This window comes from Actinophytocola sp., from assembly GCF_049647105.1.
GTDB lineage: Bacteria > Actinomycetota > Actinomycetes > Mycobacteriales > Pseudonocardiaceae > Actinophytocola.
Genome location: NZ_JBARWZ010000147.1, coordinates 1 through 13,572, shown reverse-complemented (window position 1 = coordinate 13,572; position 13,572 = coordinate 1). Strand labels below are relative to the sequence as shown.

The window sequence follows — 13,572 nt, the reverse complement described above, 5'->3', positions numbered from 1 at the left end:
ACCGGTAACCGGCGAGGAGCCCGGCACTCGTCAACTACTGGTGACGGCCTGGATCGCGGCGTCGTGGTCGAGAATCCGCTGCTGGAGCTCCTGGAGGTCGCGTCCCGGTTCGAGGCCGAGGCTGTCGACCAGCGCCTCCCTGGTGCGCCGGTAGACCCGCAGCGCGTCCGCCTGCCTGCCGGACCGGTAGAGCGCCAGCATGAACTGATGGCACAGCCGTTCCCGCAGCGGTTCGGTCGCGGTCAGCACCTCCAGCTCCGGGGTGATCTCCCGGTGCCTGCCGCACACCAGCTCCGCGTCCAGCCGATCCTCCAAAGTGGACAGACGCTCGTCCTCGACGGCGGTCAGCTCCGACCACCGGTAGCCGGCCTCGACCAGGTCGGCGAGCGCACGCCCGCGCCACAGCGACAGCGCGGAGCGCAGCAGTTCACCGCCCCGCTCCGGTTCGCCGCCTGCGATGGCCGCCCTGCCGTCCCGTGCGAGCGCGCGGAACCGGTGCAGGTCGACGGAGTCGGTGTCCACGTGCAGCTGGTAGCCGGGCGGGTGGGTGCGCAGCGACGAAGGGCCCTCGGCGTGCGGTCCATTGAGGACACGACGGATCCCCGACACCGCGTTCTGGATCATCTTGCGTGCGGTCGGCGGCGGGACACCGTCCCACATGGCCTGTAGCAGACGGCTGGTCGGCACCACCTTGTTCGCGTGGAGCACGAGGTAGCCGAGGATCGCACGCTGTTTGACCCCGCCCAGTTCGAGTGGGGCGGTGTCGGTCGTGACCTCGATACTCCCGAGAACAGAAAACCTCATGGGCTTTACTCCGAGTCTGGAAATGCCCCCAGCCGGCAATGTCGGCACGGCAATGGTTCCATCCCGGGACGCCCTCGAGGAACGGTCCCACCTCACGCATTCCGGTGTGAACAACGGAAACGGTGGCGGTGAGCGATTCACGGTCGGGGACGCCACAGCGGACACCCACGGTAGCAAGGCGGTTGCTCAGTGTCGATATGAGCGATTCACGGGTTGTCCGGGTGAGAAACCCAGGCGAACGATGAGCACGGAACTTGTCCCGGACCACCCTGATGGCGCAGATTTGAGACCAGCGGTTGCTCCCCGCTCTCGCAAAACGAACCCCGAGGAGACTCCCCATGTCCACCGCCACGAGCGAGATTCTCCGTTCCTTCTTCTTCAGCGGCGCCGAGGCGCCTGCCGCCGGTAGCATCAGCATCGATGTGCTGGACAGCTGGACCAACTCCGGTCTGACCGCGGTAGCCCCGACCACGATCAGCTGGTCGGACGGCCACTCCGCGGGCAACGGCACCGTCGTTTCCTGAGGCGACAGGTGCGGGCTCAACACCGGGTCGGGGGCCGGTGTTGAGCCCGTTTGCTCTGTTGACACCTTTTCCTGTGAAAATCCCGAGGTGAGCGAGATGACCGACACCGACCTGTGGGTGCGGCGGTTCCATCCGGCGGATGACGCCGAGACCCAGTTGCTGTGCCTGTCGCACGCTGGCGGCTCGGCCAGTTACTTCTTCGGTGTCTCCAGGGCACTCGCGCCCGAGGTCGACGTGCTGGCCGTGCAGTACCCCGGCCGCCAGGACCGGCGCCGTGAGCCGGTCCTGCGCTCGATCGACGACCTCGCCGACGGTCTGGCGGCGGCCATCGCGCCGCTGACCGACCGCCCGCTCACGATCTTCGGCCACAGCCTCGGCGCGACACTCGGTTACGAGGTTGCCCGCCGTCTGGAGCAGTCCGGTATCATACCGACCGCCCTGTTTGCATCCGGCCGGCCCGCGCCACACCGCTCCCGTGTCGAGCGCATCCACCTGCGTGACGACGCCGGTCTGCTCGCCGCCATGAAGCAGCTGGGCGGCACCGAGGCCGAGCTGCTCGACGACGAAGACGTCCTGGCCATGGTCATGCCGGCGATCCGAGGCGACTACACGGCCGCGGAGACCTACACCCACCGCCCCGGCCCGAAGCTCCGCTGCCCCATCTACGCGCTCACCGGCGACAACGATCCCAAGGTGACGGTCGCCGAGGCCGATGCGTGGCGCGAGCACACCGAGAGTGATTTCGAGCTGTCCGTGTTCCCCGGCGGGCACTTCTACCTCAACGACATCGTGCCGGAGATCCTCACCAGGCTCCGCGCGCACGCCCAGTCGGTTGCCGCGGGTTCGCCGAGATAGGCGGCGCCGCGGCACACCTCAGCGGGATCATTCGTGTTTGTCGTCGCCGAGCCGCCGGACCGACTCGCTCTGGTGGGCGAGCCTGCGCAACGCCGTGACCAGCGTGTCACCGAGCACCGTGCCCACCACCACGCCCTCCAGCATCGCGTCCACCTCCTCGATGCCCGCCACGTAGTCCAGGTCCGCGGCGGCGATCCGCTCGCACGCCTCCGCGTAGATGTCCAGCTTGTGCGTCCACACGCCGTGTTCGAGCTCGCGTGCGCTGACGAGCACCGCGACCACGGTCTGCCAGGCGCGGCTGTCGTGGTTGACCTGCCAGCCGCGTCGCTCGACCAGGTCGGCCACGTTGCGCTCCGCTTCCGCCCACACCTCGTCGCGCGGCAGGTCCGGCCGGACGCTGATGTTCTCCTGTGCGGTGTAGAGGATCTTGCGTACCGTCTCCTCCGGCGTGTCGGCGGCGGCCAGCACGTCACGGATCGCGGCGATCGTCAGGCCGCCGATGTCGACGAGCGCGCGGATGAGCCGAAGTCTCCGCAGGTGGGCGTCGTCGTAGTTGGCCTGGTTCTTGCTGACCAGTTCACCGGCAGGCAACAGGCCCTCACGCAGGTAGTACTTGATCGTGGGCACGGACACGCCACTGCGGCTGCTCAGCTCCTTGATACGCATGGCGCTCCCGTCGAGGCTCCCTTGACCAGCCGGGCAGAGCCTATCAGTATGGATAGTAGATAGTATCGCTATCTGGCGTGGCTGGAGGATCCTCATGCGTACCGTTCCCGGGCTGGTCCGCGGTGCGTTCCATTGGCACAGACCGCTCATGTGGTTCGCCGCGTTCGCCGCGGCGGTCACGGTGGTCGCCGCGGTCGGCCTGATGGTCGACGACCGGACGCTGGTCGGCGCGCCGATCTGGGCCAAGCCGTGCAAGTTCGCGTTCTCGTTCGGGCTGTACGCCGTGACGTGGGCGTGGATGCACTCGCTGCAACAGCGGCGGGTGCGGCTCGGCTGGTACCTCGGCACCTTCGCCGCGGTCGCCTGCACGCTCGAGGTGGCGGTCGTCTTCCTCCAGACCGTCCGCGGTCACCGCAGCCACTTCAACGTCTCCACGCCGTTCGACACCGCCATGTGGTCGATCATGGGCAGCAGCATCATGGTGCTGTGGGTGGCGAACCTGCTCGGCACGGCCCTGCTGATGCGGGAGAAACACGCAGGCCGCACCACGATGCTCGCGCTGCGGCTCGGCGCGCTCATCACGATCGTCGGCATGACGATCGCGTTCCTCATGACGTGGGGCACCGAGCAACAGCGTGCCAACCGGCCGATGGCGATCATCGGCTCGCACAGCGTCGGAGTGCCCGACGGCGGGCCGGGCATGGCCGTGACCGGGTGGAGCACGACCGGCGGTGACCTGCGGGTGCCGCACTTCATCGGCATCCACGGCCTCCAGCTGGTGCCGCTGTTCGCCGTGGCGCTCGGCCTGCTGGTGACCGGCATGCCCCGGCTGCGCGACGAGCTTGTCCGCATCCGTCTCGTGTGGACGTTCTCGGGTTTCTACACCGGCATGCTCCTGCTCACCGCGTGGCAGGCGCTGCGGAGACAGCCGTTCACCAGCCCGGACTTACCGACCATTGGTGCGTTCGGTGTGCTGGTGGCGGGGACCATGGTCGCAGCGGCGTGGGCGCTGCGCGCACACAGGAAGTTGCCCGCGCAAGCGTCCGTCCCCGAGGAGGCACTGGTCTGATGTCCACCGCGTTCACTCTCGTGTTTGTCGCCGCAGCGCCGTTCTGGGCGTTGATGATCTTCGCGCCCGCGTGGGGGTGGACCAGGCGGATCATCTCGTCGCCGTGGTCCGCCACGCCGCCGCTGGTGTTCTGGTTCATCTTCGCGCTGCCCAACCTTGGCGATCTCCTGCCCGCCGTTCTCAAGCCCACGCTCGCGGGCTGGCAGGACCTGGTCGCCGAGCCTGCCGCGTTGACCGCCGTGTGGGCTCAGGTCATCGCCTGGGACCTGTTCGTCGGGCGGTGGATGTACCTGGACAGCCGGGAGCGGGGCATCCATCCGCTGGTGATGGGGCCGTTGCTGGTGCTGGCCATCCTGTTCTCGCCTGTCGCCGTGCCGATCTACCTGGTGCTGCGCGGCGTGCTCGGGAAGAACGCGGCTGCTCCGCAGGAGGATCGCGCCGCGGTCTCCGTCTGACGTCTCGCGCCTTGTGTGCGGGGCGGCTCCCCAAATGCCATGAAGGACGCTCTCGGGACGCTCAATGACCTGAAAGCGCCCTTCTGGGCAACCGATCCTGCGCAAGGGCCGGGCGCTGTGCGCCCGGCCCTTCTGGGGGTCCAGTGAGTAGTTACCGGGTGGTGGTTCCGGCGTTGCTGTCGGACGACTCGGCGCATACCTCCTCTCGGCATACTGGCCCCATCGCGACCTAGCCAGACGGGTGGAGAACCATGTCCGCAGAACGTGTCCTGCCCTCCTACTGGGCGGTGGTGCTGACCGCGTCCGGCGTGAACTTCCTTGCCATGCTGGACTCCACGGTCACCATGCTCGCCATGCCCGCGTTGGCGCGGGAGTTTCCGACGGCGTCCTTGCCTGATCTGTCGTGGGTGATGAGTGGGTACGCGGTGATGTTCGCCGCGCTGCTCGCGCCCTGTGGACGGATCGCGGACACGTTGGGGCGTAAGAGAGTCTTCCTCGGCGGGATCGTGTTGTTCACGCTTGCCTCGCTGTTGTGCGCGCTGTCGCCCACGCTGCCCATGCTGGTCGCGGCCAGAGCCTTGCAGGGAGCAGGCGCCGCGGTGATGGTGCCCGCGTCGCTTGCCGTGCTGCTGATGGACACCACCGCCAAGCGCCGGGTCATGTCGATCTCGTTGCTCAGTGCGGCGGGCGGGGTCGCCGCCGCGGTCGGGCCGGGGCTGGGTGGGCTGCTTGTCGAGGCGTTCAGCTGGCATGCCGTGTTCCTGATCAACATCCCGGTCGGCATCGTGGCGATCGTTGCCGGGATTCGGGTGTTGCGGCCGGCGTCCGCCACCGGCGGGCTGCCCGACGTGCTGGGCACGATCCTGCTCGCGCTCGGGGTCGGCGGGCTCACCCTCGGCGTCACCAACGGCACCACGTGGGAGTGGACCTCGGTGCGGACGCTCGCCTGCCTTGCCGGCGGTGTGGTGTGTCTCGTGCTCGCCGTGTGGCGGTCGGTCCGGCACTCCTCGCCGGCCTTCGAGTTCTCGCTGTTCCGCGGCAACCGGATGTTCACCGCCGCGAACGTGGTGGCCCTGCTGTACGGCACGGTGATGTACGCGTGGCTGCTCGGCGCGGTCCTGTTCCTGACCGACATCTGGCGCTACACGGAGCTGGAGGCGGGGCTCGCGCAGACCGTCGGTGCGGTGGTCGCCGCCGGTGGCGCCGTCGGCATGGGCAAGATCATGGGGCGGTTCGGCGGGCCGAGGTTCGCCTCGGTGGTCGGGATGGCCGCGCACGCCGCGGTGCCCGCGCTTCTGCTGGTCTTCCTGACCGACGAGAGTGCCTTCCTCACGATCTGGCTGCCCGCGAGCGTGTTCGTCGGGTTCGGCATCGGCGCCACGATGATGGCCACGATGTCCGCGGCGGCCGAGTCCGCGCCCGCCACGAAGTTCGCCAGCGTCAGTGCCCTGAACAACACCGCCCGCCAGATCGGCGGCGCGCTCGGTGCGGCCGCCGTCGCCACCATCCTGCAGGCAGGCACGGACGCTCAGGGGGCCAGGACCGTGTCGTCCTACCAGAGCGTGTTCCTGTGCTGCCTGATCCTGACATTGATCGCCATCGTCGTCGCCGCCATCGGGATGACGACATCCGCCGCGCAGCGGGCGGCAGCCTCGTCCGCGGCACAGCGCGAGTCCGCACCAGTGGCGGACTGAACCAACCCGGAGGAAGAACAATGGCGGACAAGTGCCCCATGCATGGCCATGACATGCCGTTCGACGAGGAGTACTGGCACGCACCGTTCGACAGGTACGCGCAGTTCCACGAGCAGGGCCCGGTGCACCGGGTGTGCCTGCCCGACGGCATCCCCGTGTGGCTGGTGACCGGCTACACCGAGGTCTACGACGCGTTGCGCGACCAACGCCTTGCCAGGCACCGCAAGTACGCGAACGACGACTACACCAACAACCTCCCGCCTGAGGGGTTGCCGCAGTCGCGCCTGGTCATGGAGGACCCGCCGGACCACACCAAGTCCCGGCGCCTGGTCAACTTCGGCTTCGTGCCGAGGCGGATGCGGCTGCTGAAGCCGAAGATCCACGAGCTGGTGGCCGGCCTCCTCGACGACATCGAGGCCAAGGGGGCCGGTGGCGGTGTCGTCGACCTGATGGACACGTTCTGCGCGCCGCTGCCGATCACCGTGATCTGCGACCTCGTCGGCATGCCGGAGGAGGAGCGGGTACACGTCCGTGAGTGGGGCGAGCTGGTCTTCTCCGGCCAGCTGGTGAACCCGCAGGGCATCGGCGCCGCGATGGCAAGGGCACTGGTCGAGCGGCGGACCAACCCGCAGGACGACCTGCTCACCACGTGGGCCGAGGTGACCGACGACGACGGGAACCTGCTGCCGCCGGAGGACCTGTCGCACATGGCGCTGATCATGTTCGCCGCGGGTTACGACAGCACGATGGGCATGCTGTCGTGCAGCGCGCTCGCGTTGATGGAGCGGCCAGACTACGCCGCGCGCCTCGCGAACGCGGACGAGGACGAGCTGCACAAGCTGATGGAAGAGATGTTCCGCATGTACAGCCCGACGCAGCGCGGGTTCCGCCGCTTCGCGCGCGAGGACCTGGAGCTGGGTGGGCAGAAGATCTCGGCAGGCGACACCGTGTTCCTGTCCATCGGCGCCGCTGACCGCGACCCGGCCAAGTTCCCCAACGCCAACGACCTTGACTTCGAGCGGACCGAGAACAAGCACCTGGTGTTCGGCCGGGGTCCGCACGCCTGCCCCGGCGCCGAGCTGGCCCGCATCGAGAACGGCATCGCGCTGCAGGAGCTGTTCAGGCGGTTCCCGAACATGAAGCTCGCCGCGCCCTCGGACGACCTGAAGTGGCGTGAGTCCACGCTTATCCGGCTGCCCACGTCGCTGCCGGTCACCATTTCCCAAGGGGAGTGACATGTTGAGGACCGACCTGATCCGGCCGCTCTCCGAGCTGCTGGCAGAGCACGCCGTCCGCTCCGGGGAGAAGACGGCGTTCGCCGACCCGGGTCGGAGTGTCACCTGGGCGGAGCTGGACCGGCGGACGGCGCGGGTGGCAGGGCACCTGGCCGACATGGGTGTCCGGCAGGCCGACCGGGTGCTGTTGTTGCTGGACAACAGCGTCGAGGCCGTGGAGAGCCACCTCGCCGTGCTGCGCGCCGGCGCGATCAGCGCACCGGTCCACATCGGACTCGAGGACGGCGAGCTGGCCGCGTTGCTGGCCGACAGCCGGGCGACGACGGTGTTCACCGACACGGCGCACGCGTTCCAGGTGCACCGGATGCGGCACGACTTCCCGAACCTGACGGTCGTGCTCGTCGACCGCGAGGGCGAGGAGCTCGACGACGAGCTGCCGCTGTACCCGCAGTTCTCCGAGCTGGCCGAGATCGAGCCGGAGTCCGCCGCCGAGGGCGACCTCGACCTGGACGACCTGTCGTTCCTGACCTACACCGCGGGGGTCACCGGCGCCCCGCGTGCCGTGCTGTTCAGCCAGCGCAACGTGATGTGGGCGATCGCCGCCTGCTACGGGCCGGTACTCGGCCTCGGCCAGGACGACCGGGTGAGCTGTCCGCTCCCGTTCGCGCACGGCATCACCCAGCAGGTCGCCGTGATCGGCGTGATCGCGACCGGTGCCACCGGGTGGCTCGCGCCGACGGCGGCCGAGGACCTGTCCGACCTGATGGCGAACAGGACCGGTTTCCTTGCCGACCTGGCCACGCGGAAGATCACGTTCGTCGCCGGGATGCCAAGCACCTACCAGGACCTGCTGTGGGCCGCGGGGGACGCCGACGTCGAACTGCCGGACCTGCGTGTCGCGCTCGTCGCCGGGGCGTCCTCGGTGACCGCGCTGCGGACGCGGTTCGAGGAGCGGTTCGGCACCCGGCTGCTCGACAGCTACATGACCACCGAGACCACGGGCCCGGTCGCGATGACCTGGCCGACCGGGGAGCGGGTCGACGACGCGTGCGGACTGCCGATCCCGGGCGTCAGCGTGCGGATCATCGACCCGAGGACCGGCAAGGACACGGGCATCGGGCAGGAGGGCGAGCTGTGGGTCAGCGGCCCGAACGTGGCCGCGGGCGGCTACCCCGGCAACCGGGAGGCGGCGGTCATCGACGGCTGGTTCCACACCGGTGACCTGGTCACCCGCGACGAACACGGCTACCTGACGATCACCGGCCGGATGGCCGAGCTGATCACGCGGGGCGCCGTGACGGTCAACCCGCGCGAGATCGAGCACGTGCTGCTCGGTGTCGACGGGGTGGCCGCTGCGGTGGTCGTCGGCGAGCTGGACGAGGCGCTCGGTGAGGTTCCGGTGGCCTACGTGCAGACCGGGCCGGACGAGGTCGACGTGGCGGCGGTGTTCGCGGCGTGCCATGCGCTGTCGCCCGCGAAGGTGCCGGTCAAGGTGTACCGGGTGGCCGCGCTGCCCCGCGTGCGGATGGGCAAGCCCGCGCGCCTCGCGTTGCGTGACATCGAGGCCGAGCTGCTCGTGGTGACGCCCGTCGAGAGCGGCACGAGCACCGACCCCCGCTGAACTCTGGCTGATCTCCGGCCACACGAAGCACCCCGATCGAGGAGACCGCAGTGGCGGACGAAGAGAAGTACCTGGCCTACCTCAAAAGGGCGACGGCCGAGCTACGTGAGGCCCGCCGCCGCCTGTCCGAGGTCGAGGACAAGGCCCGCGAGCCGATCGCGATCGTCGGCATGGGCTGCCGGTTCCCCGGCGGTGTGTCCACTCCGGACGAACTGTGGGAGCTCGTGTCGGCGGGCCGGTCGGGGATCACGGAGTTCCCGGCCGACCGCGGCTGGGACACCGACGGCCTGTACGACCCGGACCCGGAGGCGGCAGGCAAGACCTACACCCGCCACGGCGGTTTCCTCCACGACGCCGGCGAGTTCGACGCGGAGTTCTTCGGGATCAGCCCACGCGAGGCGCTGACCATGGACCCCCAGCAGCGGCTGTTGCTGGAGACGTCCTGGGAGGCCCTTGAGCGCGGTGGCGTCGATCCTGTCGCGCTGAGGGGCAGCCGGACCGGGGTCTTCGTCGGCGTGATGTGCCACGACTACATCCCCTCGCTCGCCGAGTTGCCCGAGGGCACGGAAGGCTTCTGGGGCACGGGCACCGCGGCGAGTGTCGCGTCGGGTCGGATCGCCTACCTGCTCGGTCTCGAAGGCCCCGCGGTCACGCTGGACACGGCGTGCTCGTCGTCGCTCGTGGCACTGCACCTCGCGGTGCAGGCGCTGCGTGCCGGTGAGTGCGACATGGCGCTGGCCGGTGGCGCGACGGTGATGGCCAAGCCGGACACGTTCGTCGAGTTCTCCCGCCAGGGCGGGCTGTCCTCGGACGGGACGTGCAAGTCGTTCGCCGAGGCCGCGGACGGCACCGGCTGGGGCGAGGGCGCCGCGGTGCTCGCCGTGGAACGGCTGTCGGACGCGGTTCGCCTCGGCCACCCCGTCCTGGCGGTGGTGCGTGGCTCCTCGGTCAACCAGGACGGCGCGTCGAACGGCCTGACCGCGCCGAACGGGCCGTCGCAGCGCCGGGTCATCACCCAGGCGCTGGCCTCGGCCGGGCTCGGCGCGTCCGAAGTGGACGTCGTGGAGGCGCACGGCACCGGCACCCGGCTTGGCGACCCGATCGAGGCGCAGGCACTGCTCGCCACCTACGGGCAGGGCAGGCCAGCCGACCGTCCGCTGTGGCTGGGTTCGGTCAAGTCGAACCTCGGGCACACGCAGGCCGCGGCCGGCGCGGCCGGCGTGATGAAGCTCGTGCTCGCCATGCGCAACGGCGAGCTGCCGCCGACGTTGAACGTCGACGCACCCAGCTCGCGGGTCGACTGGGACTCCGGTGCGGTCCGGCTGCTGACCGAGTCGCGGCCGTGGCCATCGGGTGACGCGCCGCGCCGGGCCGGGGTGTCGTCGTTCGGGATCAGCGGCACCAACGCACACGTGGTCATCGAGGAGGCACCCGCCACCGAGCCCGCCGAGGCGCGGGCGGCGGCCGCCACGTCGCCGGTGGTGCCGTGGGTGCTGTCGGCGAAGACCGAGGACGCGCTGCGGAACCAGGTGGCCCGGCTGTCCGAGGTGGCCGGTTCTCCGGTGGACGTCGGCTTCTCGCTGGCGACGACGCGGGCCCGGTTCGACCACCGGGCGGTGGTGATCGATGGTGAGGAGGTCGCCACCGGCTCGGTCGGCGGCCGGCTGGCGTTCGTGTTCACCGGTCAGGGTGCGCAGCGGGCCGGGATGGGAAAGCGGCTGTACGAGGCGTTTCCCGTGTTCGCGGCGGCGTTCGACGAGGTGTGCGAACACCTGGACCCCGCCCTCCGCGAGGTCATCGCCACCGGTGATGGTCTCGACGACACCGGGAACACCCAGCCCGCGTTGTTCGCGTTCGAGGTGGCGTTGTTCCGGTTGCTGGTGTCGTGGGGTGTCAGGCCCGACTTCCTGGCTGGGCATTCGATCGGTGAGCTGGCCGCCGCGCATGTGGCCGGGGTGTGGTCGATCGAGGACGCGTGCACGGTCGTCGCCGCTCGTGGCCGGTTGATGCAGGCGCTTCCGCGTGGTGGCGCGATGATCGCGATCCAGGCGACCGAAGACGAGATCGCTCCGCACCTGACCGACACGGTCGGGATCGCCGCCATCAACGGACCGCGGTCGATCGTCATCTCCGGGGAAGAGGGCGCCGCCGAAGCGGTCGCCGCGCGGTTCGCGGACCGCAAGACCAAACGACTCACCGTCTCCCACGCGTTCCACTCGCCGCTGATGGACCCGATGCTCGACGAGTTCCGGGCCGTCGCCGAAAGCGTGACCTACCACGAGCCGACCATCCCCATCATCGGCGCAGAGCCCACCGACCCCGAATACTGGGTACGGCACGTCCGCGGCACCGTCCGGTTCGCCGACAACGTGACCACGCTGGCCGAGCGGGGCGTGACCACCTTCGTCGAGATCGGGCCCGACGCGGTGCTCAGCGCCATGGGGCTCGACGGCACGTTCATCCCTTCGTTGCGCAAGGACCGCGACGAGGCACAGGCTGTCGTCGCCGCGGCGGGTGCCGCGTGGACGCGCGGTGCCGACGTCGACTGGACCGTGCTGCTCGACGGTGGCAGGCAGGTCGAGCTGCCCACCTATGCCTTCCAGCACAAGAACTACTGGCTCGTCCCGGCCACTGCGAGTGATGTCGGCTCCGCCGGGCTGAACCCCGCCCGCCACCCACTGCTCGGTGCCGTGCTCACGCTCGCCAACGGCGACGGCACCGCCCTGACCGGCCGCCTGTCGCGGCACTCGCACGCGTGGCTCGCCGACCACGCCGTCCGCGGCACCGTGCTCGTGCCCGGGACCGCGTTCGTCGAGCTGGCGCTGCGCGCAGGGTTCGAGGCGGGGTGTGAGCACCTCGACGACCTGACCATGGAGAGCCCGCTCCTCCTGCCGGAGCAGGGCGCCGTGCGGCTGCACGTGATCGTGTCACCCGCCGACGACACCGGCAGGCGCACGGTCACGATCCACTCTCAGCCCGACGGCGACGACGGCGAGGACGGCGAGTGGACCCGGCACGCCACCGGCACCCTGTCCTCGACCCCGGTCGCGGTCGCGCAGCAGGACACCGCGTGGCCGCCATCTGGCGCGGAACCCGTTGACCTGTCGGCGTTCTACGAGACGATGGCCGGGTCCGGCTACGACTACGGCCCGGTGTTCCAGGGCCTGCGGGCCGCGTGGCGATCCGGCGACCAGGTGTTCGCCGAGGTCGAGCTGCCCGAGCAGGCCCGCGCCGACGCCGACCGGTTCGGCGTGCACCCCGCGCTGCTCGACTCGGCACTGCACGCCATCGCGCTCGGCGAGTACGTCGACGGCGAGGGCGCGCTGCCGTTCAGCTGGTCCGACGTGTCGCTGACGGCGACCGGCGCGACCACCGCGCGTGTCCACATCGGACCCGCCGGGCAGGACACCGTCACGCTCACCGTGTTCGACGGCACCGGCGCGCCGCTCGCGGCCATCGGGTCGCTGCTGCTGCGCCCGGTGTCGGCGGAACAGCTCGCGGGCGCCCGTAACCCCCTGTACGGGCTGGACTGGGTCCGGGTCGCTGGCGTGCGGGCCGCAGAGGACGTGCCCGAGGTCGCCGTCGCACCGGCCGGGGCCACCGCGCAGGAGGCCGCGACCTGGGCGCTCACCACGATCCAGGAGTCGAACGATCGTCTGGTGCTCGTCACCCGCGGTGCGGTCGACCCGGATGGCGCCGTCACGGATCTCGGCGCCGCCGCGGTGTGGGGCCTCGTGCGTGCCGCGCAGCTGGAGTACCCGGACCGGTTCGTGCTCGCCGACCTCGAGGACACCGGCGACGAGTCCGAGGTCGCGCTGGCCGTCGGTGCTGGTGAGCCACAGGTTGTCGTCCGAGGTGGCGAGGTCTTCGTGCCTCGGCTCGCCAAGGTCGCGAGCGCACCCGGCACGGTCGACCCGTCCGGCACCGTCCTGATCACCGGTGGCACCGGTGGCCTCGGCGGGCTGCTGGCGCGTCACCTCGTGGTGGCACACGGTGTCCGCCGCCTCGTGCTGGCCAGCCGCCGCGGCACCGCGCCCGAGCTGGCCGGGGAACTCACCGAGCTTGGCGCGACCGTCACGGTCGCCGCCTGTGACATCGCCGACCGGGACGCGCTGACCGCGCTGCTGTCGGAGATCCCGGACCTGACGGGTGTCGTGCACGCGGCAGGGGTGCTCGACGACGGCGTGCTCGACACGCTGACCCCCGAACGCATCGCGAACGTCATGCGTGCCAAGGTCGACGCGGCCGTCAACCTGCACGAGCTGACCTCCGGCCTTTCGCTGTTCGCGTTGTTCTCCTCGGCCGCCGGGGTGTTCGGCAGCGCTGGGCAGGCGAACTACGCCGCCGCGAACGCCGTGCTCGACGCGCTGGCACAGCAGCGCAGCGCCGCCGGGCTGCCCGCCGTGTCCATGGCCTGGGGCATGTGGGACAGCGGGATGCGGGACCAGCTCGACGCCACCGACCTGGCCAGGCTGTCCCGCGCAGGCTTCGGTGCACTGTCCACAGAGGACGGACTGGCGCTGTTCGACGCCGCCATCGCGGCGGACCGCGCGCTCACGGTGCCCGTCAGGCTGGACCTGGCCGGGCTGCGCAAGTCCGGTGCCGACGTGCCGCCACTGCTGCGCGGACTGGTGCGGGCACCGGCACGC

The 13,572-nt window shown here is 70.3% G+C and carries 9 protein-coding genes and 1 pseudogene; 8 read left to right on the top strand and 2 right to left on the bottom strand.

Going from position 1 to position 13,572, the window contains the following annotated elements:
* Positions 1-30: 30 nt before the first annotated feature.
* Positions 31-804: an AfsR/SARP family transcriptional regulator gene (locus WBA97_RS17880; RefSeq protein WP_424231972.1), complete on the bottom strand. Its 774-nt coding sequence runs from the start codon at positions 802-804 to the stop codon at positions 31-33.
* A gap of 338 nt (positions 805-1,142) precedes the next feature.
* Between WBA97_RS17880 and WBA97_RS17875 the strand changes: the two genes are divergently transcribed.
* Both WBA97_RS17875 and WBA97_RS17870 read left to right on the top strand, forming a co-directional pair.
* Positions 1,143-1,328, top strand: coding sequence for a hypothetical protein (locus WBA97_RS17875; protein ID WP_424231971.1), 186 nt, complete (start codon positions 1,143-1,145; stop codon positions 1,326-1,328).
* A 96-nt stretch (positions 1,329-1,424) separates the two neighbouring features.
* Positions 1,425-2,183: a thioesterase II family protein gene (locus WBA97_RS17870; RefSeq protein ID WP_424231970.1), complete on the top strand. Its 759-nt coding sequence runs from the start codon at positions 1,425-1,427 to the stop codon at positions 2,181-2,183.
* Between the two features lie 27 nt (positions 2,184-2,210).
* Here the strand turns inward: WBA97_RS17870 and WBA97_RS17865 are convergent, their stop codons facing one another.
* Positions 2,211-2,849 carry a MerR family transcriptional regulator gene (locus WBA97_RS17865; RefSeq protein WP_424231969.1) on the bottom strand — a complete coding sequence of 213 codons (639 nt, stop codon included), beginning with the start codon at positions 2,847-2,849 and terminating at the stop codon, positions 2,211-2,213.
* 94 nt (positions 2,850-2,943) lie between these two features.
* Between WBA97_RS17865 and WBA97_RS17860 the strand changes: the two genes are divergently transcribed.
* The 6 genes and pseudogenes from WBA97_RS17860 to WBA97_RS17835 form a co-directional block, all read left to right on the top strand.
* Positions 2,944-3,918 (top strand): hypothetical protein, encoded by a 975-nt coding sequence (locus WBA97_RS17860; RefSeq protein ID WP_424231968.1) that lies wholly within the window; start codon positions 2,944-2,946, stop codon positions 3,916-3,918.
* A complete protein-coding gene (locus WBA97_RS17855; RefSeq protein WP_424231967.1) occupies positions 3,918-4,373 on the top strand; it encodes an ABA4-like family protein in 456 nt (151 codons plus the stop codon). The genes WBA97_RS17860 and WBA97_RS17855 overlap by 1 nt, the downstream gene beginning before the upstream one ends.
* A gap of 251 nt (positions 4,374-4,624) precedes the next feature.
* Positions 4,625-6,067 carry an MFS transporter gene (locus tag WBA97_RS17850; RefSeq protein ID WP_424231966.1) on the top strand — a complete coding sequence of 481 codons (1,443 nt, stop codon included), beginning with the start codon at positions 4,625-4,627 and terminating at the stop codon, positions 6,065-6,067.
* A 20-nt stretch (positions 6,068-6,087) separates the two neighbouring features.
* The gene (locus WBA97_RS17845; protein ID WP_424231965.1) at positions 6,088-7,302 is read left to right on the top strand and encodes a cytochrome P450; all 1,215 of its coding nucleotides are present in this window, start codon (positions 6,088-6,090) and stop codon (positions 7,300-7,302) included.
* A 1-nt stretch (position 7,303) separates the two neighbouring features.
* Positions 7,304-8,923, top strand: a complete 1,620-nt coding sequence (locus tag WBA97_RS17840) for a class I adenylate-forming enzyme family protein (RefSeq protein WP_424231964.1) — start codon at positions 7,304-7,306, stop codon at positions 8,921-8,923.
* Between the two features lie 50 nt (positions 8,924-8,973).
* Positions 8,974-13,572: pseudogene (locus WBA97_RS17835) on the top strand (SDR family NAD(P)-dependent oxidoreductase); the annotation flags it as partial.

What these genes read in the sequence shown, in the direction of transcription:
- WBA97_RS17880 (WP_424231972.1), bottom strand. Translation starts at nt 804, where the DNA reads ATGAGGTTTTCTGTTCTCGGGAGTATCGAGGTCACGACCGACACCGCC.
- WBA97_RS17875 (WP_424231971.1), top strand. Translation starts at nt 1,143, where the DNA reads ATGTCCACCGCCACGAGCGAGATTCTCCGTTCCTTCTTCTTCAGCGGC.
- WBA97_RS17870 (WP_424231970.1), top strand. Translation starts at nt 1,425, where the DNA reads ATGACCGACACCGACCTGTGGGTGCGGCGGTTCCATCCGGCGGATGAC.
- WBA97_RS17865 (WP_424231969.1), bottom strand. Translation starts at nt 2,849, where the DNA reads ATGCGTATCAAGGAGCTGAGCAGCCGCAGTGGCGTGTCCGTGCCCACG.
- WBA97_RS17860 (WP_424231968.1), top strand. Translation starts at nt 2,944, where the DNA reads ATGCGTACCGTTCCCGGGCTGGTCCGCGGTGCGTTCCATTGGCACAGA.
- WBA97_RS17855 (WP_424231967.1), top strand. Translation starts at nt 3,918, where the DNA reads ATGTCCACCGCGTTCACTCTCGTGTTTGTCGCCGCAGCGCCGTTCTGG.
- WBA97_RS17850 (WP_424231966.1), top strand. Translation starts at nt 4,625, where the DNA reads ATGTCCGCAGAACGTGTCCTGCCCTCCTACTGGGCGGTGGTGCTGACC.
- WBA97_RS17845 (WP_424231965.1), top strand. Translation starts at nt 6,088, where the DNA reads ATGGCGGACAAGTGCCCCATGCATGGCCATGACATGCCGTTCGACGAG.
- WBA97_RS17840 (WP_424231964.1), top strand. Translation starts at nt 7,304, where the DNA reads ATGTTGAGGACCGACCTGATCCGGCCGCTCTCCGAGCTGCTGGCAGAG.